The following is a 20,173-nucleotide window of genomic DNA, read 5'->3' on the forward strand; positions in this document are numbered from 1 at the left end:
TTTATAGAAGGTTGAGAATAGATTTTCTCATGAAAATTGAAACTATGGATATTGAAGATAAGAGGTCTAATGCAATCATAGCATGGGCAAAAAATCCCTCGAACATTATTTCAATCTTACCTAATGTAGTAGGTATCGAAAATAACGTAGTAAAGTTAAAATTCACAAGGTTTTTACTATTTTCGTTCGAAGGGGAATTTGTTGTAGAACCTTCCTTTATAGGAAGCGGTATTGTAGAATATAAGTTAACAGACAAAAAAGGAAATGAGATAAAAATAATAATATCTGCAGAAGGAAAGAGTGGAGTAAAATTATCAGTAAGTTATTCTGGAGAGAAAGAATGGATTGTTGGTAAAGGATTACATAAGATACTGGAAGAAATTTCTAACGGCATAAAGAACGAATTATCAAAGCTTCCAGAAGTTGAACAACAAACCGTAGGCAGTAAAAATTTCTCATTATCACTATCTAAAATTTCATCAATATCGAAGCTAATAATGAAATCAAAGTTAGCTAAAACTGATGACGTTACCTTAAAAGAAGGGGAAGTCCTTAGTTACGTAGAAGGAATAATAAGCGATTTTGCAAATTATCCTTTAATCTACATAAGCGGATCTGGTTCTTCGACATTTAGATTATTATTCCTTAATGGTGAGCTAAAAGGCATATACATTCTAAAAGACGGTAAAGATTCATTCAATGAGGATGATCTTAATCATCTTTCCGGAGAATTTAAGATTCACGTTTATGTAGGAATATCTCCAAGAATAGTAGAAGTTTTGGAACAAGAAAGGTGATAAAAATGTCAGTTAATCTAAAAGTTCATAAACCTTACGTACTATACGAGGAAGGAGATCACAAATTTGTCTGGTTAGGATTGGACGAGTCAGAGCATGAAAAAGGAATACTGACAAACCAATATCTTATAGTTGATGGAGACGAAGGTGCATTATTGGATGCAGGAGGATATTTTGTTTTTGAGAGAGTTTATGAAAACGTTAAGGAGTTTATAAAACCAGAAAATATTAAGTATCTCTTATTCTCTCATCAAGATCCTGATGTTATAGGCTCACTTAACTTATGGTTAGACGTTGCACCTAATGCTCAAATTTATGTTTCAGAGCTCTGGGAGAGATTCCTTCCTCATTTAGGATTTGAAGCTGCCGGTAGAATAATCGATATACCAGATCAAGGAATGAGCATAAAATTTGGAAAATCTGAGATTAAAGCTATCCCGGCACATTTTATGCACTCGGTAGGAAATTTCCATTATTATGATCCAGTATCCAAGATTTACTTCTCTGGAGATTTAGGAGCTGCAGTGTTTCCGACAGGCAAATGGTATTTATTTGTAGAAAATTTTGACGAACACGTAAAGTACATGGAACCTTTCCACAGAAGATACATAGTAAGCAAAAAAGCCATAGATCATTGGCTAGAACAAATTAAAGGACTTGATATAAAAATCATAGCACCACAACACGGTTCAATATTCCAAGGAGAAAATGTGAAAAAATTCATAGAATGGCTCAAAAGCCTAGATAAAGTAGGAATAGATTATATATGGTAATATTTAGTTATCCTCCTTTTATTTCCTCCAAGATTATTTTTTATTGTGAAATTACAACTTGGTAGCCCTCCTTCTGACGGAAATTATTTAGACGCTTTTATTATAGCATTAAAAGCAGCTGAAGCAGGAGAGGGAACAGTAAAGCTTTACTCTACTGCGGTAAAAGACTTTCTAGAATTTATTAAGAAAGACCCCAAAAGCGTAACTTCTGAAGACGTTAATAGATGGATAATCCACTTGATGTCTAAAGAAGGAAAAATAAAAGGAACAGAAATGAAAAGGGCAAGAAGCGTAACTTTAAGGAACTATGTTATTGCAGTAAGAAGATTTTTAAAGTGGATTGGAGTAAACGTTAATCCAGTAATTCCAAGAGCAAGAAGGAAAGAGATTAGGGCTTTAAACGAAGACGAAATAAAAAGGCTTTTCGAGGCAACAAGAAGGCTTAGAGATAAGTTAATTTTACGCTTATTCTTGGATACTGGATTAAGATCTAAGGAGTTGCTCTCGCTTAGGGTTGAAGATATAGATCTAAAGAATAGAATGATAAGAGTTAGGGAAACAAAGAATGGAGAAGAAAGGATAGTATTCTTTACTGAGGAAACTGAAAAATTGTTAAGAAAGTACTTAACTAAACAAGGAAGTTCCGAGAGACTCTTTCCTATGACATACCAAGCACTTTATAAATTAATTAAAAGGCTAGGAGAAAGGGCTGGAATTAAGGGGCTAAGGCCACATATATTAAGGCATACATTTGCAACTATTGCAATAAGGAGAGGTTTGCCTTTACCGGCAGTACAAAGGTTGCTAGGCCATAAAGATATTAAGACTACACAAATATATACTCACTTAGTTCTAGAAGACTTAATGCAGGCATATAAAAAAGTGTTCGAAGAAAATACTACTTAAGCTTTCCCTGTAAATCTCCATTTAGCCATATCCTTTACATATTCTGCCAAATCTCTTAAGCTATTAAATGATGCTGTCTGCAGATGAAGATATTCAAATTTTGCTTGATTTTCCAACATTTTCCTCTGAAGCTCCTTAACTCTTGGAGATTTCAGAATATCGTTAAGCTTTTCCTTGCTTAAGTTTCCTACAATTTCTCCATTTATATCGTCAGGATAAGGCAAATCACCATTAGGATAAATTGTTATTGCATAGCTTACTAACCTCTTTGGATATTCACCTTTTAATGCTTTAATAAATCCCCAAGAATTATTGAGAGTAGAAGAATATTTCTTTTTAAGTTCTGAAAGTACATTATAGAGCTGTTCAGGATCTGGTGCAAGTTTTACCTTTGAATTTGGATAATCTACTGCAGGTAAAACAAGGATTTTGTAGTTACATTCCCTAACTTTCTTGATTTTATCTTCCAACTTATTCAAGTTATATCTAGTTACTACTGTTTGCACATTAACCTTTATTCCATATTGTCTAAATTTACATAATGTATCTAAGGCTTTAACGTTCCAATGATACTCGTCTATTGAATAATGAAGGAAATCTATTCTATCTGCAAGTTTAGTTAAGAATTCGTCGTCGTTCAACCTATATCCATTTGTAGTTAGCATTACGTAAAATGAACCGTCATGTGCATACTCCAACAACTCTAGAATATCTTTTCTAATAGTAGGTTCTCCGCCTTCAAATGAAAGTACTACTATTGATGAATCTCTCAAATTATCAATTATCTTCTTTATAGTTTCTGTACTTCCTTCACCGAGCTCACCATTATAATATTCAGGATTACAAAAAGTACAGTGCAAGTTGCACCTTGAAGTAACCTTAAAAGTTGCATACCCAGGATTAAACGGATCTTTTAATAATTGCGTTTTTATGAACCATCTAATCGCTTTTATATCACGATTCATAGTTCAGAAACCTCTTTACATGTAAAACATATTCATACGCATTATCTTCTATCATTTTAATTTCTTCCTCTCTTATTTTTCTTACTACCTTAGCTGGAATTCCCATTGCTACACTATAAGGAGGAATTTCGGCATTTGGCGGTACTACGCTTCCTGCTCCAACTATGCTATATTCGCCTACTTTTGAACCATTAAGTAAAATAGAACCTATACCAATGATGACGTTTGATGAAACTTTAGCTCCATGTATAACTGCGTTATGTCCTACTGTAACTTTATCTCCTATTTCAACTTTAAATCCTGGGTCTGTATGTATTGTTGAATTTTCTTGAATGTTAGATTCTTTACCTATACTTATGGAATCGTTATCTCCTCTTATGACAACATAATGCCATACACTACTCATTTCCCCTATTTCAACATCACCAATTATATAAGCTGTAGGATGTAAGAAAACGTTCTTAGAAATTCTTGGCTTTCTGCCCATAAAATCTTCTATAGGCATACATTATTTCTTCTTCAACTTGGCTATAAAAAACCCGGTCATGTCATGTATTTGAGGATGAAATCTTATCATATATTCTATATCAAATCTAGGGTCATTAACGACTTCTTCATTCTCTATTTCAGTAACGGTACATGTAGAGTAAATAACCTCTCCGCCTTTTTTTAGGATCTCATACGCTGAATTCAAGAATTGCTTTTGATACGCATGAAGATTCATTAAATCCGTTTTAGTCTTTTTGTCATAAACTTTAGGTCTTAATCCTAGAGCAGAGCATGGAGGGTCTATAAGCACCTTATCCACATCTTTTATTCCTAGCTCACTTAAATACCTGGAATCGTGAACAAATACTTGAACGTTTACATTCATTTTCTTAAATAGCTGTTTCATTTTTTCAACTTTTTTATATGTATGGTCAAATCCTATAATTCTTGCCCTAGGTTCTAGTTGGTAAATGTGCGATAATTTGCCTCCAGGTGCGGCTGTCGTATCTACTATAAATTCTCCAGGTCGAGGGTCTACTATCCTAGCTACATACATTGAAGCTTTACCTTGAACGTAAATTTTACCTTCTTTTATTTCCTTTGTATCTGCTAACTTAGGTGAAGAGTACAAAGAATTATAAACCTTGACCATAAATTTTCCTCCAGGTAACCTTACTAACTCTCCATTAGCAACTGTTATTCCGTTTTCGCTTACTACTTCTACAGAATTGCCTTCATTTGCAATTATCTTCTTAATTCCTGGTGGGTAAACGTCCGCTCCCAGCATTACGCTCTCAGCAGTTTTCTTATCTACAATAACCTTAGAGTCTAAACTTTCTAACTTATTAGGGCCTTTAACTTCAGCATAGATAGCCTCAGGAAAATCTTCGTCTTTTTTAAATCCATACATCGATTGTAAAACTTCATCCACTGTAGTCTTTAACGTATTAACCCTAACGTAAAGCCTTGAATTTGGTCTTTTAATAGAATCCAGAAAGCTATTCAGACTTTTCCCATACACTTTCCTAAGTTCTTCTATGACAAATTCATCATAATCTAATTCCAAACTACCTTAGCCCCCTTATTATTTGGCTCTGTTAAAAATCCACCAAATGTAGAAACTAGTTCTTCTCCTTCTCTTCTAGAATTGACAAAAGTATAAACTGCTGGACCAAAGGATGATATTCCGCTAGGGAAACCTTTGCTCTTAAGTTTTTTCATAAGTTCTCTCACCTTATCCGTTTGCAAAGATACCTCAATCTTTTTAAAACCTAGATTTTGTATTCTATCGAGCGCGTCCAGTACGTTTTCTAAGTCTTTTTCTATGACAGAAGGAATAAATTCCATGAGAACTACTCTAGCTAAAGTATCTAATCCTTCAAGCTTAGCATTTTTAAATGCTGCCAATTCTTCTTTACCAAAGATTCTCCTGCCTTCTGGAATGTTTACATAAATATACCAAGGAAAATCTACCCTAAGTAAAAGCGGTGGCGGAGGGGCTGTGGAAAAATCTGAAGGTAAGGCCTCTTTCTTAACTTTTAATGAATGACCTCCATCTACAATAAATCCGCCGTATTCGAATGCATATACACCTATACCGGAAGTTGAACCTCTTTTCACTAACTTAGCTAATTCTACAGAGCTCTTTCTTTGGAAGTTCTTCTCGAACGCATACTTCGTTATTGATAATAAATACTGTGTTGTATGCCCTAAACCTACGTGAGCTGGGTAGTCCTCTTCTATGCAAAACTTCTCCTTAGGAACTCCATCTATGTTAATTTCTTCGCATTCGCCAGTCTTGATAACTATCCTAGGATATTTTAATGCTACTCCCATCCCTCCGTCTAGTCTACCGTACTTACCTTCGAGGTCAAATAGTGTAATATGAATCCTTGAAATACCTATAAGCTTCATTATTTTTTAGACCCTTTTTATAAGTTTAAAACGGTTACTCATGAGCTTAGCAACAGTCCTTTATGAATGGTATAAGAAAAATCCTTCCAAGACATTTTTAGGAGGGGATAGAAGTTTAACATACCAACAAGTTGTTGATGAAGTTAGAAGAACTGCATCATTAATCTCTCCTGGCGAAACAGTTGCACATATAATGTTTAACTCAACTAGATCTGTAATAAATTATTTAAGCGTTTACTGGGCCGGAGGAAAAGTAGTAGCAATAGATCCCTTAACCTCAGCAGAAGATTTAAAATTCATTTTAGAAGATTCTCAGCCTTCATTAGTTTTGACTGATCATGAAGTATACGAAAGGGAAAAGAACGTATTAAAGGACTATAAAGTGATAATAGACTCCGCCGATGGCGGTTATGAGCAAACTTCACCATATGAATATAGAGAAGATGAAGTTGGCTTGATTTATTATTATGCCGGAATAGCAGGAAGGACTATGCAAGTATTACATAGCGCAGAAAGAGTTGAATTAAATTCTGCATCCCTTTATAAGGCCCTAGGAGTTAAGGATATCTCTAGTATATTAACTGTGCCATTGGCTCATGTACTGGGTAACAGCGTTTTAGGAGTAACTTTGGAAGCAGGTGGATTTATGTACATTTTGAGAAAATTTGATCCTAAAGAAATAATATCAGCAATAGATAAGTTCTCAATAAACTATTTAGCAACAGTACCCATGGTTTACGACGCATTAGCTAAAGAGAAAGAAGGTAATCTAGATAGTTTAAGACTCTGTATTAGTACAGCAGCACCATTATTCCCATCAACAATAAAGGCTTTCAAGGAGAGATTTAATAAGGATATAGTACAACAATATGGATTTACAGAAGGATTAGTAATAACGTATCAGCCTCCTGAATTTTCTCAGGTAATAAGCATAGGTAAACCCTTACCTAATGCTGAAGTAAAAGTAGTTAAGGATAATGGAGAAGAGGCAAAAATTGGAGAAACTGGAGAATTATGGGTAAAAGCTCCATGGCTTATGTTAGGATACAAAGATGAGGAAGAAACTAAAAGAGTATTTGAAAGAGAATGGCTAAAAACTGGAGATCTAGTTAGCATGGATGAAAAAGGGTTACTTTATTTCAAAGGTGTGAAAAAGAGAATGCTGAAATATAAGGGGTATCCGATTTTCCCTAGAGATTTAGAGGAAATTTTACTCACTCATCCATTAGTAAAGGAAGCATATGTTTACGGCGAAGACGCTGGAAATCTAGGCACTCACCCTGTAGCTAAAGTTATAGTTAAAGAGCATAAAGAAGGTCTTGAAGACGAATTACTTAATTATGTTAACCAAAGAGTTGCATTTTATAAGAGGCTAAAGAAAGTATATATAGTGGATAAAATTGAGCGAAATTGAGTCCTTAATAAAGGAGATTGCTGAGAAGTTACAGAAAAGGGCAGAAAGTATAAAATCACCGAAATATGAGCCAGAAAGCGTCAGTGAAGATAAATTTGACGAAATTCTTTCTAAAAATAAAGTTGTAGTAATTGACTGTTGGGCTGACTGGTGTGCTCCCTGCCATTTATATGAACCAATATTTAAGAAAGTGGCAGAAAAATATAAGGATAAAGCATTCTTTGGAAGGCTTAACGTTGATGAAAACCAGAAGCTTGCAGATAAATATAATGTTCTGAATATACCAACTACACTAATTTTCGTTGATGGGCAATTAAAGGATTCTCTAGTTGGAGCAGTTGATGAAAATACTTTAGAGGATACTATTAAAAAATATATATCGTGACAATTGAAGCTAAAATAGTAAAAAAGCTAGGCAATTTTTATCTTAATGCTCAAATCAAAGAACAAGGAATAGTATGTATTACTGGAAAAAACGGTAGTGGAAAAACTACTTTTTTGAGGAGTTTAGCAGGATTTTTGAATATCGATGAAGGTTATGTTAAAATTAACAACGTGGATGTAACAAAACTTCCACCTGAAAAACGAGGAACTGTTATAATAACTCCAGACTCTTATATTCCTGGACTTAAAGTGAAATCTCACTTAGTGTGGGGGGCCAAAATTAGGAAAATTAAATATGATATTAATGAACTTGAGAAGTATAAAGATCTATTAGACGGAATCTCATTAGATGAAAAAGTAGACAAACTGAGCCTAGGCCAAAGAGAAAGAGTTTCCATACTTACTGCTATTCTTGCTAAACCTAAGGTTATACTCATAGACGAAGCGTTCTCTAACATTAATGATAAGGAGGATTTCGTAGAAAGAACTATTGAGATAATGCGTAAAAATTCCATAGAATTGATATTTACTACTCAAGACATAAATGATTCGCAATTCGCAAATTCTCACTTACGCATGGAAGATGGAAAATTGTTAAAAATTTTTTAAAAGATATTACTTGAACTTTTCAATAGTCATGAAAAGTAATTATAAATTTATTTTGTCATCTAAAAACTTTATATACGAATTACAATAAAAGCTTATATACTCTTTAACAGAACTCGATTCATGCCATCAAGTCCAGAAGACATGTTAAAGTTCTTAAAAGATAATAAAATTGAATGGGTAGATTTACAATTCACAGATGTTCCAGGAAGATTACATCATATAACAATTCCAGCAAGCGAGTTTGATGAGAATACTGTAAAGACGGGCTTTGGAAAACTTGACGGAAGTAGCATAAAAGGTTTTACAATGATTTACGAAAGCGATATGGTGCTATTACCAGTACCAGAAACAATGACATTAGTTCCTTGGACGCCAGGAGTTGCGAGAGTTATTACTAAAGTATTCTGGGGCGGAGGAAAAGGAAGATTTGAAAGAGATCCTAGATTCATAGCAGAGGAGGCTGAAAAATACCAGTTATCACAAGGTTATACTTCCTTCTTTGGTCCAGAAATGGAATTCTTCATTTTCGATAAAATAGACCTTGATGTAGCCACCCCTCAAAGAGGAACTGGATACAAAATTATTGCTAGAGAAGCACCATGGCAAAATAGTGGAGGATTCGTAATTAGATATAAAGAAGGTTACTATCCAGCCCCACCAGTAGATCAACTAATGGATGTAAGACTGGAGGCTGTGGAAACTCTAGTTAAATATTTTGGATTCACAATTGAGGCAACTCATCATGAGGTAGCTACTGGAGGTCAAGGAGAAATAGACTTTAGATTCTCCACATTAGCAGATACTGCGGACAAAGTACAAACTCTAAAATATGTTGTAAAGAACGTAGCAGCAAAACATGGCATGGTAGCGACTTTCATGCCAAAACCGATGTTTGGAGACAATGGAACAGGAATGCATACTCATTTCAGTTTATGGACTGCTGATGGCAAAAAGAATTTAATGTACGATCCTAATGACGAATATGCTGAAATAAGTCAGACAGGGAGGTATGTAATTGGAGGAATATTACATCATGCAAGAGCATTGTCTGCGATAGTTTCTGCATCTGTTAATAGTTATAGAAGATTAGTCCCCGGATTTGAGGCACCAGTATACATTGCTTGGAGCAAATCTAATAGAAGCGCAATAATTAGAGTTCCCTCATATTATAAGGGAATAGAAAAAGCAAAGAGAATAGAATATCGTGCGCCAGATCCTTCGTGCAATCCATACTTAGCGTTCGCTGCAATATTAATGGCCGCATTGGATGGAATAAATAAGAAAATAGATCCAGGAGATCCAGTAGATGAGAATATTTATCATCTAACTCCAGAAAAGAGAAAGCAATTAGGTATCAAAGAGTTACCGAGATCATTAGATGAAGCATTAGATGAACTAGAGAGCGATAAAGAATTCTTAAAGCCGGTATTCAATTCAACAATACTTGATACATACATCGACTTAAAGAGAGAAGAAGCAAAGACTCTACAAATGTATCCGCATCCAATGGAGTTATACTATTATCTAGATTCTTAAGCCGGAATATATATATTCATTTTTTTCAAATTTTTGTAAACTTCTTTTAAATCTAAATAGCTATCGAAGTAATATCTTTCAGATGCTTTTTTCATTATATTGTAATCCTCACCTAATAAATTGGAATAATCCGAAATCCATCTATCTTTTGAAGATAAAAACCAGGAAAATGCATCTTCATATATCTCTTTTATTTTTTCCTCATCTTCTAAAGAGCTTCTTATAGCTAATGTACAACAGTGATTTGGTTCAAATACATGAGTTACTTTATGTCCTTTAGATTCAAGTATAGATAAATAAGGCTCCCAAATAGCTATTGCCGGAACTTTTTTTGTTTCAAAATTTTTAACTAACTCTTGTGGAGAATTAAAAGGAATTATATTAGCATTCTTTACTTCTGCTAGAGTCCATGTTTCCATACTAGACATTACTGTAGAACCTATATTGCACGATTCGCCTACTATTCCTGCACCTCCCTTTGCACCTCCTGCTATAATTTTTATATCAAATATTTTTGAAAATATTATTTGCGAAATAACTGGCGAAAATCCCATGTCTATTTTACCTAGGACTAAATCTTTAGTAACTTGAAGGCCATTGTCGTAAATTTTTACTTCAACTTCTATTCCTTTTTCTCTAAGTTTTTTTATAAATGGAATAATAAAAGGATATTCTGCAGCATTTATAATTCCTAGCCTGAGAAATTTCGTTTCATTTAACGATACTATAAGATTTTTTCCAACTAATTGTTTCCTGAATATTATTCCTTCTTTTTCTAATTCATTAAGTATTTCAGATACTCTACTTTTTGACATTCCAGAAATCTTAACTAACTCAGTTTGAGGTAATGATCCTCTCTCTTTAAGAATACTAAGAATTCTATCTCTTCCTTTCATTACTAAAAATTTAAAAAACACTTTATTAAACTTAAAGTTTTCTTCTTTCTTATAATCTTAAACTTCTTTCATGCGTAGTATCTAATAATCTAAATACTTGATTAACTAATGCCCTGTTTGTCTTAAAGACTCCTCTAGTTGCTACTGAAACTAGCTTGGCTTCCTTGTCTTTTACTCCTCTCACATAAGCACACATATGAATACCATTACCAATTACCATAACTCCCTTTGGTTTTATTTCGCTATTCATTATTGCATCAGCTATCTGAGAAACTAATCTCTCTTGGATCTGAGGTCTTGCTGAATAATAGTTAACTATTCTTATTATTTTGCTAAATCCGGCAACTTTGCCATCATCGTTAGCAACATAAGCAACATGAATCCTCCCTATAAATGGTAAGAGATGATGCTCGCAAAGGGAAGAGAATTGTATATCTCTAATTAGAATTACTTGATCTCCGTTTTTATCTTCAGTTATATCTTCGCCTATATCTTTAGCATTAAATACTTTTATTTTAGGTGGTGGACTTCTTAGACCAGAAGTCATTTCTATTAAAGCTCTTGCAACTCTCTCTGGCGTTTCTCTTAAACCTTCTCTGTTTGGATCTTCCCCTAAAAGTTCTAGTATTTCTCTTACTCTTTTTGCAATTTCTTCTACTAATTTTTCTTGAGATATTGATGTTTCCATGCCAATTAGTATTCTGAGACTCTGCTAATTAAATAGTTTTTATAAAAAAACTTACAAAAGCTTATAAGCCGTTTCTAAAACCTCGGGTTTACCGTTTGTTACTATTAATGTATCCTCTATCCGTACTCCGAACTTATCTTTAATGTATATGCCGGGCTCTACAGTTATTACCATGTTTTTCTTTAGTACATCGTTAGAATTAAACGATATATAAGGAGATTCATGAACTTCTATACCAACTCCGTGACCAGTAGAATGAACAAAATATCTTCCATATCCATATTTTTCAATAACTTTTCTTGCAATCTTATCTATTTCTGAAGCATTTACTCCAGAAGTTACTGCATCTATTGCCTCTAATTGAGCCTCTAAAACTATCTCATAGATTTTCCTTACTTCGCCTTTAACATTAAAGGTTCTTGTGCTATCAAAACAGTATCCATCAAATTTTGCTCCTATATCTACAACTACATTATCATTTTCTAGGATTTTCTTATCTGTAGGAATATGATGAGGGAAAGAGGAATTTTTACCTGCTGCTACTATTGAAGGAAAAGCGTAATCTTCAGCACCACTGGCTTTCATAGTATAATCTATTATTCCAGATAGCTGTTTTTCAGTTATTTCACCTTCTAGAATTTTCTCCATACTAACCTTCATTGCTTCTGAAGTTATTTCTCCAGATTTCTTTATTTTTTCCAATTCTTCATCGTCTTTAATACTACGCATTTCAGAAATGTCTTTTGATATATCAATTAAATTATATTTTGAGGATAAAAGCCTATAAACGTTAACAGTAGACCAGTTAATATCTAATGCTACAGTATTCTTAGTAATTAACTTAGGTAAAATATCTGATAAGGAGCCTACAAGAATCCCATTAGCTATATTACTTGGATAATATATTTTAACGTCTAGCCCGCTTATTTCTCTGGCTCTATTCTCCTCTAATAGAGGTGCTAAAAGTGTCGCAACTCCGTCACAATATATTATACTACCTGCTCCTTTATAATTAGTAAAATAATAAACATTAGGATCTCCACTTATTATTATGCATGAATTATTATATTTTTGAGAGAGCTCTTCAAGCTTTTTGAGTCTCATAATGTATATTTAAAATTTGGCTCTCTAATAGCTATTGCTAACTTAAATGCCTCTTTTATTAGTTCTAATTTATCGTCTTCTGACAAGTTCGATTTAAGTATTCCAGAAATATCAATTACCTTATCTTCTCTATATAAACATGTTTTTAACTTGCCATCTACTGTAAGTCTTATTCTATTGCATCCAGCACAAAATATTGGATTAGCATAAGGTTTTACTACCTCTACTACTAAGCCAGAATTTAAATAATATCTAGGCCTAAAATGCTTATTCCTTATTGTTACTTTTGTTGAATTCTTCTTTAGATAATCCTCTATTATATTTAAATTCTCGTGATATGAAAACGAAGATTTGCCTAACCCTACAGGATGCATTTCTATTAAATGTAATTCATCTATCCCTAGTTTCTCTGAAAAATCTATGATCTTTTTTACTTCATTAATATTCATTTTATTTACAACAAAGTTTAATTTTACAGGTCTAAGATTAGCATTAATAGCAGATTTTATTCCTTCTAAAACCTTATCTAGAGCGTCGACTCCAGTAATTTTCTTAAAAGTTTCCCTATCTAATGCGTGAAGACTAATGTTGACTCTAGATAATCCTGCTTCTTTTAATTTAGTAGCTAGTTTAGGAAGTAAAACGCCATTAGTGGTCATGGAAATTTCAAAACCCAAAGATTTCAAGCTTTTAACGATCTCTATTAAATCTCTTCGTAAAGTAGGTTCTCCTCCTGTTAATTTTATGTATTTTATCCCAAAATCTTTAGAAGCCTTGGCTACGAGTAGTATATCGCGTAAAGGTAATCCCGATAAATTTTCGTTCCCTTCACCTTCCATATGACAGAAAAAACAAGAAAAATTACATGCATGGGTAAGCGTAATTCTTAAGTCCTCAAGGTCTCTTCCAAATCTGTCCTTCATTACTTTTAAATTGTTTTTAACCTTAATAAACTAGATGAAAGAAGTACTTTGCCCTAAATGCGGAATAAGGATGGAATTCATGGCAGAAACTGAAAGTAACAGTGAAGGAAGAGAAGTTAGATATTTCTATAGATGTCCTGCTTGTGGAACAAAAATAAACGAAAGTATAATGAAGATTTTAAAGAAAGATAGTGCGGTAATAATTAAAGTTCTGCAGTAATTTTTTTGATTAAATTTAATGCCATTGGAGGGAATAAAGTTAATACTCCTATATTTCTTATATCGAGGATATAGGATATCTCCTTTTGAGTAGGCTTATAAGAGTTTAAAAATACTCTAGCCATTTTCTCAAAGTTTTTTAAATCATTTATATATTTATAACTTAGGAAAAGAAGAAAAACTAAAATATCCCACGCAAAGTATTTTTCTTCCTTAGTTTGGATAGCTTGTTCTGCGTCTATAACATAAATCTTTTCATTTACAATAAAATTTTCTATTTTTGTATCTCCTAATGATAGCCCGTTATCATGAATTATCCTAAAAGCCTTGCCTAGCATAAGAAAATCTTCTTCTGTTTCTATAGGTCTTCCTTTTATGTAATCTCTCATTATACAGTTAGTCTCATAATCCATATCTATAATTTTTGGGGTTCCTATTCCATTCCATTTCCTAGTAAAAAAATCAATCTCTCTATTCATTCGCTCTCGAGGACTCGAAGCATAAGGATACGATTTAAAAAATGAGGAAATAAAATACCATTTAATTCCTGCACTTGTAGAATAACATTTAATAACGTACTCTTTTTCTTCAAGCTTGATTAACTTACTCTGTAAGTATAGAGATTTTATCACATCTTCAAACTTCATATTTTAGAATCTATATCTTCTAATTCCATAAAGTATTTAAACGCATCATCTGGAAACACTAATACGGTAGTCTTATCATCAGCAAGTTTCTTATATGCTGCTACAGTAGCTCCTGCACTTATACCTATTAGAATTCCACTACTTCTAGCAATATCTACTATTCCTTCTACTGCTTCCTTCCTGGTTATATCAATCATTCTATCAATTTTAACTAGTCCTATAAAGCTATTTTCGTCTTGCCTTTTGATTCCAGGAATTCTTTCTCCTTCTGCAGGTTGAACTCCTATAATTTCTACATCACTACCATATTTTTCCTTGAAGTATTTAGCTATTCCAGTTAGATGGCCCCCAGTGCCTGCTGTGGCTATTATGCGTTGGGGTTTCTTATTTAGATACTCTAATTGTTCGTCTATTTCCTTAGCTGTTGTATAATAATGAGTCATGTAATTTAATGGATTTCTAAATTGGTCTAAATGTAAGGCCCCAGTAGTTTTTGAGTATTGTTTTACTAATGGTAATAACTCTGTGGTGGATTTTCCAGTTTGTATAACTTGTGCTCCTAGAATTTTCATCATAACTTTGAAGCTTTGAGGAGCCTTAGCAGGAATAAAAGAAGTAAATTTCTTATTAAATATTGCAGAAAGTGAAGCAAGCGCTACTCCTAAATTACCAGACGTTGCTTCAACTATCTCGTTAGCATTATTCTCCAGAGCTTGTCTAAAGAGAAACCATGCAGTTCTATCTTTTATACTATGACTGAAGGGATTGTAGAATTCTAGCTTTGCCCAAACGTCTTCTCCTATTTTTAATTTTAAAAGTGGAGTAGGCCACATATTTTCTAACAATTCTATAGGGTCTTCAAATACATGAAGATCTTTTGACACAATATGCATCTACCTACTAATCTATCCTAATATAACGTATAAAAGAGTTTCTTTTTTATTTCTTTAATTTTAACCTAATCACTATTTTACTTCCTTGCTTTTCATAACTTAAAAATATATTTCCAGTTTCATTACACCATTTTTCTAGAGCTTGAACTGAAGCTTCCCACGGAGTTCTTATTATCACATCTTCCTCTTCGCCCTCCTTTAAGGACTTCCATTCTCTATAAATTTCAAGCAAAACTACTGGACATATTCCATCAGAATTTATTTCCTTCATAACGTAATCACCACGTCTGAAGTCTTTGCCTCCTCTAAAAAGGATATGGTATCGGACAATTTTATTCCATCTAGTAAATCAGACTTAGAGAAACCCGCCAATTTTAACCCTGCTTCATCAACGTAGAACTCAATACCTTCTTTTATTGCCTCCATTAGTAATTTAGATGTATCTGGAATATTCATTCTCTTCATTTGAAAGTTAATAAAAAGTCTTGCAAAAAATCCCATTTTAAGCTTAGATTTACCTTTCATCTCTTTTGTAAATAGAATCACTGCTTGTGAAGTGACGAAAAATTTAACGTCCCAATTTAATGATTTGCCCCCTATAGCTAGAACTAATCCATGATAGAATTTATCCATACTATTATCCGCAAGTAATATTGTTAATTTTGCCATAGATAGTATAACATGATTAAAGGTTATAAAAACGAGCAAAGTATATTTAGCCATGAAAATAAGAGCCGTAACGGCTTTCGTAGCAGATATAAACAAAGATAAAATTTTATCTATTACTAACAAATTAAATTCCATTAAAGAAGAAGATATACTAACCAAGAGAATAAGCTTTCCTGAGACAAATCCTAATATAGAATTTTCGAAACTTCTAGATTTAGTAGTTGATAACTCAATAATTTTTAGCTTGATAAGTATAAAGGATAAGGACAAAAGATTAAGCCAAGTTAAAGATGTACTTTCGGCAGGAGAAAATATATATGCAAATGTATTATTAACATCACCCTCTTATGTTGACGAAATTGTAAATCTTATAACAAGGCTAGAACCTTCAGAAGCTTCAAGATTTGCAATACTTATTAATGATTACTTCCTTTTAACACCTTATTTTCCAACTTCTACCGCAGATGTAGCTAGAGACTCCTTTGCATTATCTTTACTTTACGTTAATGATTTCAAGGAAAGAAAAGCTGTACAAAGTTTAGAAAAGGCTGATGCAATAGGAAAAACTATTGAGAGTAAAACTGGGTTAAAATACATAGGAATAGACATTTCGCTTTCTCCTTGGGGAGAGGAAAGTGTTGGAGGATTAATTGAAGAAAGAAGCGGAAAAAAGATCTTTAATAGAGGGCACGTATGGACTGTAGGCGAGCTTAATAAAGAATTATTCTCAAGCGCGTGGGAAGCTAAGGTGTCACCGATAGGTTATTCTGAAGTTATGCTACCAGTAGGTGAAGATGCTATATTATCTAAACGCGTTGAGGAGGAATCTTTAACGCTCTCGCAATTACTAAGTATGACATTCTCATGCGCAGCAGGATTAGATATGGTAGGGATAGAAGAGGATAAGGAATTATATAAGAATATTATCAAGGACGCAATGGCTATTCAATTCGTGAAGAAAAGACCATACGGTATAAGAATTATACCTTCTAGGGGTGAGAAAAAGATCTATATAAAAGAATTCGGTTATATACCAACCATTAAAGTCGTATAGAAAAGATTTAAATTACTTTTATATGTCTAGTAATATATAGTTGAGTAAAATGGAAGTTAGAAGAGTACAAAAATTTGGTAAATCGACATTAATGGTATCATTACCCGCAGACTGGGTTAAGGAAGTTGGTTTAAACCCAGGAGAAAGTATTTACTTAGAAGTTGATGAGGATGGAAGCCTAAAGGTTTATCCGCCTAATCTGAAAACTGAAGGAAGCAGTAAAGAAATGAAGATAGAAATAAAAACTAACGTGAGCCCAGAACTAATAAGTAGAATAATTTATAGCTTGTATATCCTAGGATTTGATAAAATAACAATAGAGTCTACAGACGGGCCATTTAATGAGGATATATTAAGGAAAGTTAAAGATACTGTAAGAAGCTTAATAGGATTAGAAATTGTATCGCAAGATCTTACTAATTTACAGATACAATCGTTTTTAGATCCAACAAAGTATAGCATGGCTAGTTTAGTTAGTAGGTTAAGTAACACATTAAAGCAAATGTTGCATTACTTGAATTTAGGAATTAAAGAGGCTAGTAGAACGTTTTTACAAGAAGTCCTAGAATTAGAGAAGGAAGTTGATAGGCTTTATTACTTGTCATTAAGACAATTACTATTAGCTCAAGTAAATAGGAGCCTAGCCTATATGATAGGAGTAAAGAGAATCCAAATAATAGGAAATAGAATTTTAATGAAAGCAATAGAAGAAGCAGCAGACGAAATAAGTGAAGCCGCATCCGATTTACTTTCGTTACATCCAGAGGATTTAGAAGTACTAAAAGTATCGTGGGATAAAATAGATATGATAGTTGACCAAACAGCAGTCGTTGTAGATCATGTAGTAAAAGTATTAAATAAAGAAGATCTAAAGCTTGTAAATGAAGTATTAGAAGAGCTAAGGACTCTAAGAAGAGTTCTTATGACAGAAGCACTAATGGCTGAGGAAAAAATTGAGAAAAATAATTCAACTAGAGTTACCGTCGTATTTAGAAGCTTAAACTTAAGGTTATATAATGCTATAAGAAGAATGGAGCCAATAGCCGAAATAGCTTTCAATAGAAGTATTGAGAATTTAAAGGAAATAGTTATAGAATAGAAAAAGTTATAGTGTTTGGACTTCCCTTAATTGCTCAAGTACATAGTTTCTTATTTCCTTTAAGCTTGGTAAGTCTCTTATTATTTTCCCATTTTCCATGTATTTAACTAGCAATGGCTTGCAACCTTCTATTGGTTTATCTTCTAGTAAAGTTATTATATCATTAAATCCGCTACATCTATATACTTGTTTAGCTCCAGGCCATTTGCCTCTTTTAGTATATGGTACCCATTTACCTTCAATTTTCTTCTCAACAATATCAGCGCTTAGATCTACACTAGGGGGCATTGAAATACTGGTTCCTACTCCGAAACCATCTACATAATCTCTTAATTCTACTACGTCATCTTCATCTATACCGCCACTTACAAATATTTTAACGTGCGAGAAACCATTAATATTAAGAGTCCATCTAACTTCTTGTACAATCTTTTTGAAATTCCCACGTCTACTTGAAGGAGTATCTAGCCTAACGCCTGCTAGTCTTTTACCCAGTAACTTAGCAGCTTTTAATGCCTCAGTCCTTTCATCTTCGAAAGTGTCTACTAATGCAATTCTTGGTACTTTTTCGTCCATCGCTTCGTCAAACGCTTTCCAAGCCTTCTCGTTATCTCCTACTGAAAGCATCAATGCATGTGGCATGGTTCCAGAAGGCTCTATGTCGAAAATATCCTTATCAAATGCTCCAGAAATCCCATCAGAACCACCTATATAAGCAGCTCTATCGGCCATAGGAGCTATTGCTGGATGAAGAGCTCTAAGCCCAAAAAATAATACAGTTTTATCTTGAGCAAGTTTCTTTATTCTTGCAGCTTTTGTTGCAATACTACTTTCATGTCTTAGTATACCTAATAAAGCTGTCTCGTATACTCCGAAATCAAGATAGTTTCCTTCAATTATCATTACTGGCTCTATTTCTTTAAATAATGTTCCTTCTGGCATAGCATATACTGTAACTGGTTTTCCTTCAAGTAACTTAAGGGCTTCTTCTAATCCTGTAAATACTGCCCAACTATACCCTTTAGGAAGTCCATAAGAATGAAATTCCATTCTCACTTCCACGTTATTTATGCCTAGATGTTCTAGTGTTTTTATAGTTCTATCAAAATAAATATCGGTTATCTTACCGCTCAAAATTTCGTCCTCTGTTGCTGTATAGAACTTCATAGTTATCTCTAATCTAAAGTTAATTTTTAAACCTTAAAGATAGCAGTGAAATAGACATGATTACAGCTGATATGGTACCTCCAAATTTGCTAATAGATAAGTTAGCAAACTATATAAAAGAAAACGTCAAAGAAGTACAGCCTCCAGAGTGGGCATTTTTTGCAAAGACTGCAAGCTACAAGGAAAGAGTTCCAGACGATTTAGAAAACTGGTGGTATGTTAGAGCCGCGTCTTTACTTAGGAAATTGTATAAAGAAGCTTTTGGAGTTAGCACTTCAAGAACAATATATAGCGGACTAAAAAGAAGAGGAACTAAGCCCCCTCACACTGTAAAAGCTCCTGGTCATGCTAATAGATTAATATTTCAACAGTTAGAAAAGGCTGGTCTAGTAATTAAAACTAAAAATGGTAGAAGTCTTTCACCAAAGGGAAGATCATTATTAGATAAATTATCATACGAAATCTTTAAAGGCTTGGTAGAAAATAATCCTTCTTTGAAAAAATACTTAGAATAGTGATGTTCTATGTCAGAAGATGAATATGATCCTGAGTTACAAAATTTACTAGCCAGAAGGGCTGAAGAAGAAAGTAGAAGAGCATTAGAAGAAAGAAGAAAAAGAGAAGAATATGAGAAACAAAAAGAGGCTTTGCTTAGAGTTATTTTAACACCAGAAGCAAGGCAAAGGCTAAATAACGTAAAGCTAGTAAAGCCAGAACTAGCTGAATCTTTAGAAAATCAATTAATAGCACTTGCACAAGCAGGAAGAATTAGAGTTCCTATAACTGACGACGAGTTAAAGGAAATCTTAGCCCAAGTGGCAGAACAAAATAAAAGAGATTATAAGATTCAAATTAGAGAAAGGGGTTGGAAATGAGCACAACTAAACCTTTAGCTAAAAAATTAAGATTAGCCAAGGCTCTAAAATCAAACTCAGCTATCCCAGCATGGGTTATATTAAAAACTAATGGAAAAGTAAGAATAAATCCTCTTAGAAGAAACTGGAGAAGGAATAGTCTAAAGGTGTAA

Annotated in this window: 26 protein-coding genes; 13 read left to right on the plus strand and 13 right to left on the minus strand. The window is 33.4% G+C overall.

Annotation, left to right across the window (positions count from 1 at the left end; translation table 11 throughout):
- Positions 1–29: 29 nt before the first annotated feature.
- Genes D1866_RS01235 through xerA form a run of 3 tightly spaced genes read left to right on the plus strand, consistent with a single transcriptional unit; the run spans position 30 to position 2,476 of the window.
- A complete protein-coding gene (locus D1866_RS01235) occupies positions 30–797 on the plus strand; it encodes a hypothetical protein (RefSeq protein WP_152940854.1) in 768 nt (255 codons plus the stop codon).
- Between the two features lie 5 nt (positions 798–802).
- Positions 803–1,570 (plus strand): oxygen-binding di-iron domain-containing protein, encoded by a 768-nt coding sequence (locus tag D1866_RS01240; RefSeq protein ID WP_152940856.1) that lies wholly within the window; start codon positions 803–805, stop codon positions 1,568–1,570.
- 45 nt (positions 1,571–1,615) lie between these two features.
- On the plus strand, positions 1,616–2,476 hold the full coding sequence (gene xerA, locus D1866_RS01245) for a site-specific tyrosine recombinase/integron integrase (protein ID WP_155860991.1): 861 nt from the start codon (positions 1,616–1,618) through the stop codon (positions 2,474–2,476).
- On the opposite strand, the gene D1866_RS01250 is transcribed toward xerA, so the two are convergent.
- From D1866_RS01250 to D1866_RS01265, 4 genes are read right to left on the minus strand one after another with little or no spacing between them, the layout of a single operon-like run.
- Entirely contained in the window at positions 2,473–3,441 is a 969-nt protein-coding gene (locus D1866_RS01250) for a radical SAM/SPASM domain-containing protein (protein WP_152940858.1), read from the minus strand. The two genes, xerA and D1866_RS01250, sit on opposite strands and share 4 nt — an antisense overlap.
- Positions 3,431–3,946, minus strand: a complete 516-nt coding sequence (locus D1866_RS01255; protein ID WP_152940860.1) for a gamma carbonic anhydrase family protein — start codon at positions 3,944–3,946, stop codon at positions 3,431–3,433. Before D1866_RS01255 ends, D1866_RS01250 begins: the two co-directional genes overlap by 11 nt.
- A 3-nt stretch (positions 3,947–3,949) precedes the next feature.
- On the minus strand, positions 3,950–4,996 hold the full coding sequence (locus tag D1866_RS01260) for an RsmB/NOP family class I SAM-dependent RNA methyltransferase (RefSeq protein ID WP_196773453.1): 1,047 nt from the start codon (positions 4,994–4,996) through the stop codon (positions 3,950–3,952).
- Positions 4,987–5,847 carry a beta-ribofuranosylaminobenzene 5'-phosphate synthase family protein gene (locus tag D1866_RS01265; RefSeq protein ID WP_155860993.1) on the minus strand — a complete coding sequence of 287 codons (861 nt, stop codon included), beginning with the start codon at positions 5,845–5,847 and terminating at the stop codon, positions 4,987–4,989. Before D1866_RS01265 ends, D1866_RS01260 begins: the two co-directional genes overlap by 10 nt.
- Positions 5,848–5,884: 37 nt before the next feature.
- Here D1866_RS01265 and D1866_RS01270 point away from each other — a divergent pair, with 37 nt between their 5' ends.
- The 4 genes from D1866_RS01270 (at position 5,885) to glnA (ending at position 9,787) form a co-directional block, all read left to right on the plus strand.
- On the plus strand, positions 5,885–7,258 hold the full coding sequence (locus D1866_RS01270) for a class I adenylate-forming enzyme family protein (protein WP_152940864.1): 1,374 nt from the start codon (positions 5,885–5,887) through the stop codon (positions 7,256–7,258).
- Complete coding sequence (gene trxA, locus D1866_RS01275; RefSeq protein WP_152940866.1) at positions 7,245–7,643, plus strand: thioredoxin; 399 nt, start codon at positions 7,245–7,247, stop codon at positions 7,641–7,643. The genes D1866_RS01270 and trxA overlap by 14 nt, the downstream gene beginning before the upstream one ends.
- Entirely contained in the window at positions 7,640–8,251 is a 612-nt protein-coding gene (locus tag D1866_RS01280; protein WP_155860995.1) for an ATP-binding cassette domain-containing protein, read from the plus strand. Before trxA ends, D1866_RS01280 begins: the two co-directional genes overlap by 4 nt.
- Before the next feature lie 120 nt (positions 8,252–8,371).
- Positions 8,372–9,787, plus strand: coding sequence for a type I glutamate--ammonia ligase (glnA, locus tag D1866_RS01285; protein WP_152940869.1), 1,416 nt, complete (start codon positions 8,372–8,374; stop codon positions 9,785–9,787).
- On the opposite strand, the gene D1866_RS01290 is transcribed toward glnA, so the two are convergent.
- The 4 genes from D1866_RS01290 to moaA are packed head-to-tail and all read right to left on the minus strand — an operon-like array spanning position 9,784 to position 13,398.
- Positions 9,784–10,683: a DUF7343 domain-containing protein gene (locus tag D1866_RS01290; protein WP_013776072.1), complete on the minus strand. Its 900-nt coding sequence runs from the start codon at positions 10,681–10,683 to the stop codon at positions 9,784–9,786. The genes glnA and D1866_RS01290 overlap by 4 nt on opposite strands.
- Positions 10,684–10,732: 49 nt before the next feature.
- Complete coding sequence (folE, locus tag D1866_RS01295) at positions 10,733–11,371, minus strand: GTP cyclohydrolase I (protein WP_152940871.1); 639 nt, start codon at positions 11,369–11,371, stop codon at positions 10,733–10,735.
- A 51-nt stretch (positions 11,372–11,422) separates the two neighbouring features.
- Positions 11,423–12,478 carry a M24 family metallopeptidase gene (locus D1866_RS01300; protein WP_155860997.1) on the minus strand — a complete coding sequence of 352 codons (1,056 nt, stop codon included), beginning with the start codon at positions 12,476–12,478 and terminating at the stop codon, positions 11,423–11,425.
- On the minus strand, positions 12,472–13,398 hold the full coding sequence (moaA, locus tag D1866_RS01305; protein ID WP_152940875.1) for a GTP 3',8-cyclase MoaA: 927 nt from the start codon (positions 13,396–13,398) through the stop codon (positions 12,472–12,474). The genes D1866_RS01300 and moaA overlap by 7 nt, the downstream gene beginning before the upstream one ends.
- A 34-nt stretch (positions 13,399–13,432) precedes the next feature.
- Here moaA and D1866_RS01310 point away from each other — a divergent pair, with 34 nt between their 5' ends.
- Entirely contained in the window at positions 13,433–13,618 is a 186-nt protein-coding gene (locus D1866_RS01310; protein WP_013776076.1) for a zinc ribbon domain-containing protein, read from the plus strand.
- On the opposite strand, the gene D1866_RS01315 is transcribed toward D1866_RS01310, so the two are convergent.
- Genes D1866_RS01315 through D1866_RS01330 form a run of 4 tightly spaced genes read right to left on the minus strand, consistent with a single transcriptional unit; the run spans position 13,602 to position 15,826 of the window.
- A complete protein-coding gene (locus tag D1866_RS01315) occupies positions 13,602–14,264 on the minus strand; it encodes a BUD32 family EKC/KEOPS complex subunit (RefSeq protein ID WP_152940878.1) in 663 nt (220 codons plus the stop codon). The two genes, D1866_RS01310 and D1866_RS01315, sit on opposite strands and share 17 nt — an antisense overlap.
- Positions 14,261–15,148, minus strand: a complete 888-nt coding sequence (locus D1866_RS01320; RefSeq protein WP_155860999.1) for a cysteine synthase family protein — start codon at positions 15,146–15,148, stop codon at positions 14,261–14,263. The genes D1866_RS01315 and D1866_RS01320 overlap by 4 nt, the downstream gene beginning before the upstream one ends.
- A 55-nt stretch (positions 15,149–15,203) precedes the next feature.
- On the minus strand, positions 15,204–15,428 hold the full coding sequence (locus D1866_RS01325) for a sulfurtransferase TusA family protein (protein WP_152940882.1): 225 nt from the start codon (positions 15,426–15,428) through the stop codon (positions 15,204–15,206).
- Positions 15,425–15,826, minus strand: a complete 402-nt coding sequence (locus D1866_RS01330) for a DsrE family protein (protein ID WP_152940885.1) — start codon at positions 15,824–15,826, stop codon at positions 15,425–15,427. Before D1866_RS01330 ends, D1866_RS01325 begins: the two co-directional genes overlap by 4 nt.
- A gap of 52 nt (positions 15,827–15,878) precedes the next feature.
- On the opposite strand from D1866_RS01330, the gene D1866_RS01335 reads away from it, so the two are divergent.
- Both D1866_RS01335 and D1866_RS01340 read left to right on the plus strand, forming a co-directional pair.
- Positions 15,879–16,880 carry a DUF711 family protein gene (locus tag D1866_RS01335; protein WP_152940887.1) on the plus strand — a complete coding sequence of 334 codons (1,002 nt, stop codon included), beginning with the start codon at positions 15,879–15,881 and terminating at the stop codon, positions 16,878–16,880.
- A 49-nt stretch (positions 16,881–16,929) separates the two neighbouring features.
- Positions 16,930–17,979, plus strand: a complete 1,050-nt coding sequence (locus tag D1866_RS01340) for a phosphate signaling complex PhoU family protein (RefSeq protein WP_152940889.1) — start codon at positions 16,930–16,932, stop codon at positions 17,977–17,979.
- Between the two features lie 6 nt (positions 17,980–17,985).
- On the opposite strand, the gene D1866_RS01345 is transcribed toward D1866_RS01340, so the two are convergent.
- Positions 17,986–19,146: a nicotinate phosphoribosyltransferase gene (locus D1866_RS01345; RefSeq protein WP_152940891.1), complete on the minus strand. Its 1,161-nt coding sequence runs from the start codon at positions 19,144–19,146 to the stop codon at positions 17,986–17,988.
- 56 nt (positions 19,147–19,202) lie between these two features.
- Here D1866_RS01345 and D1866_RS01350 point away from each other — a divergent pair, with 56 nt between their 5' ends.
- Genes D1866_RS01350 through D1866_RS01360 form a run of 3 tightly spaced genes read left to right on the plus strand, consistent with a single transcriptional unit; the run spans position 19,203 to position 20,173 of the window.
- The gene (locus D1866_RS01350) at positions 19,203–19,661 is read left to right on the plus strand and encodes a 30S ribosomal protein S19e (RefSeq protein WP_152940894.1); all 459 of its coding nucleotides are present in this window, start codon (positions 19,203–19,205) and stop codon (positions 19,659–19,661) included.
- Positions 19,662–19,670: 9 nt separating this feature from the next.
- Positions 19,671–20,021: a DNA-binding protein gene (locus D1866_RS01355; protein ID WP_152940896.1), complete on the plus strand. Its 351-nt coding sequence runs from the start codon at positions 19,671–19,673 to the stop codon at positions 20,019–20,021.
- On the plus strand, positions 20,018–20,173 hold the full coding sequence (locus D1866_RS01360; protein ID WP_013776086.1) for a 50S ribosomal protein L39e: 156 nt from the start codon (positions 20,018–20,020) through the stop codon (positions 20,171–20,173). Before D1866_RS01355 ends, D1866_RS01360 begins: the two co-directional genes overlap by 4 nt.

It is taken from the genome of Acidianus ambivalens, assembly GCF_009729015.1.
GTDB lineage: Archaea > Thermoproteota > Thermoprotei_A > Sulfolobales > Sulfolobaceae > Acidianus > Acidianus ambivalens.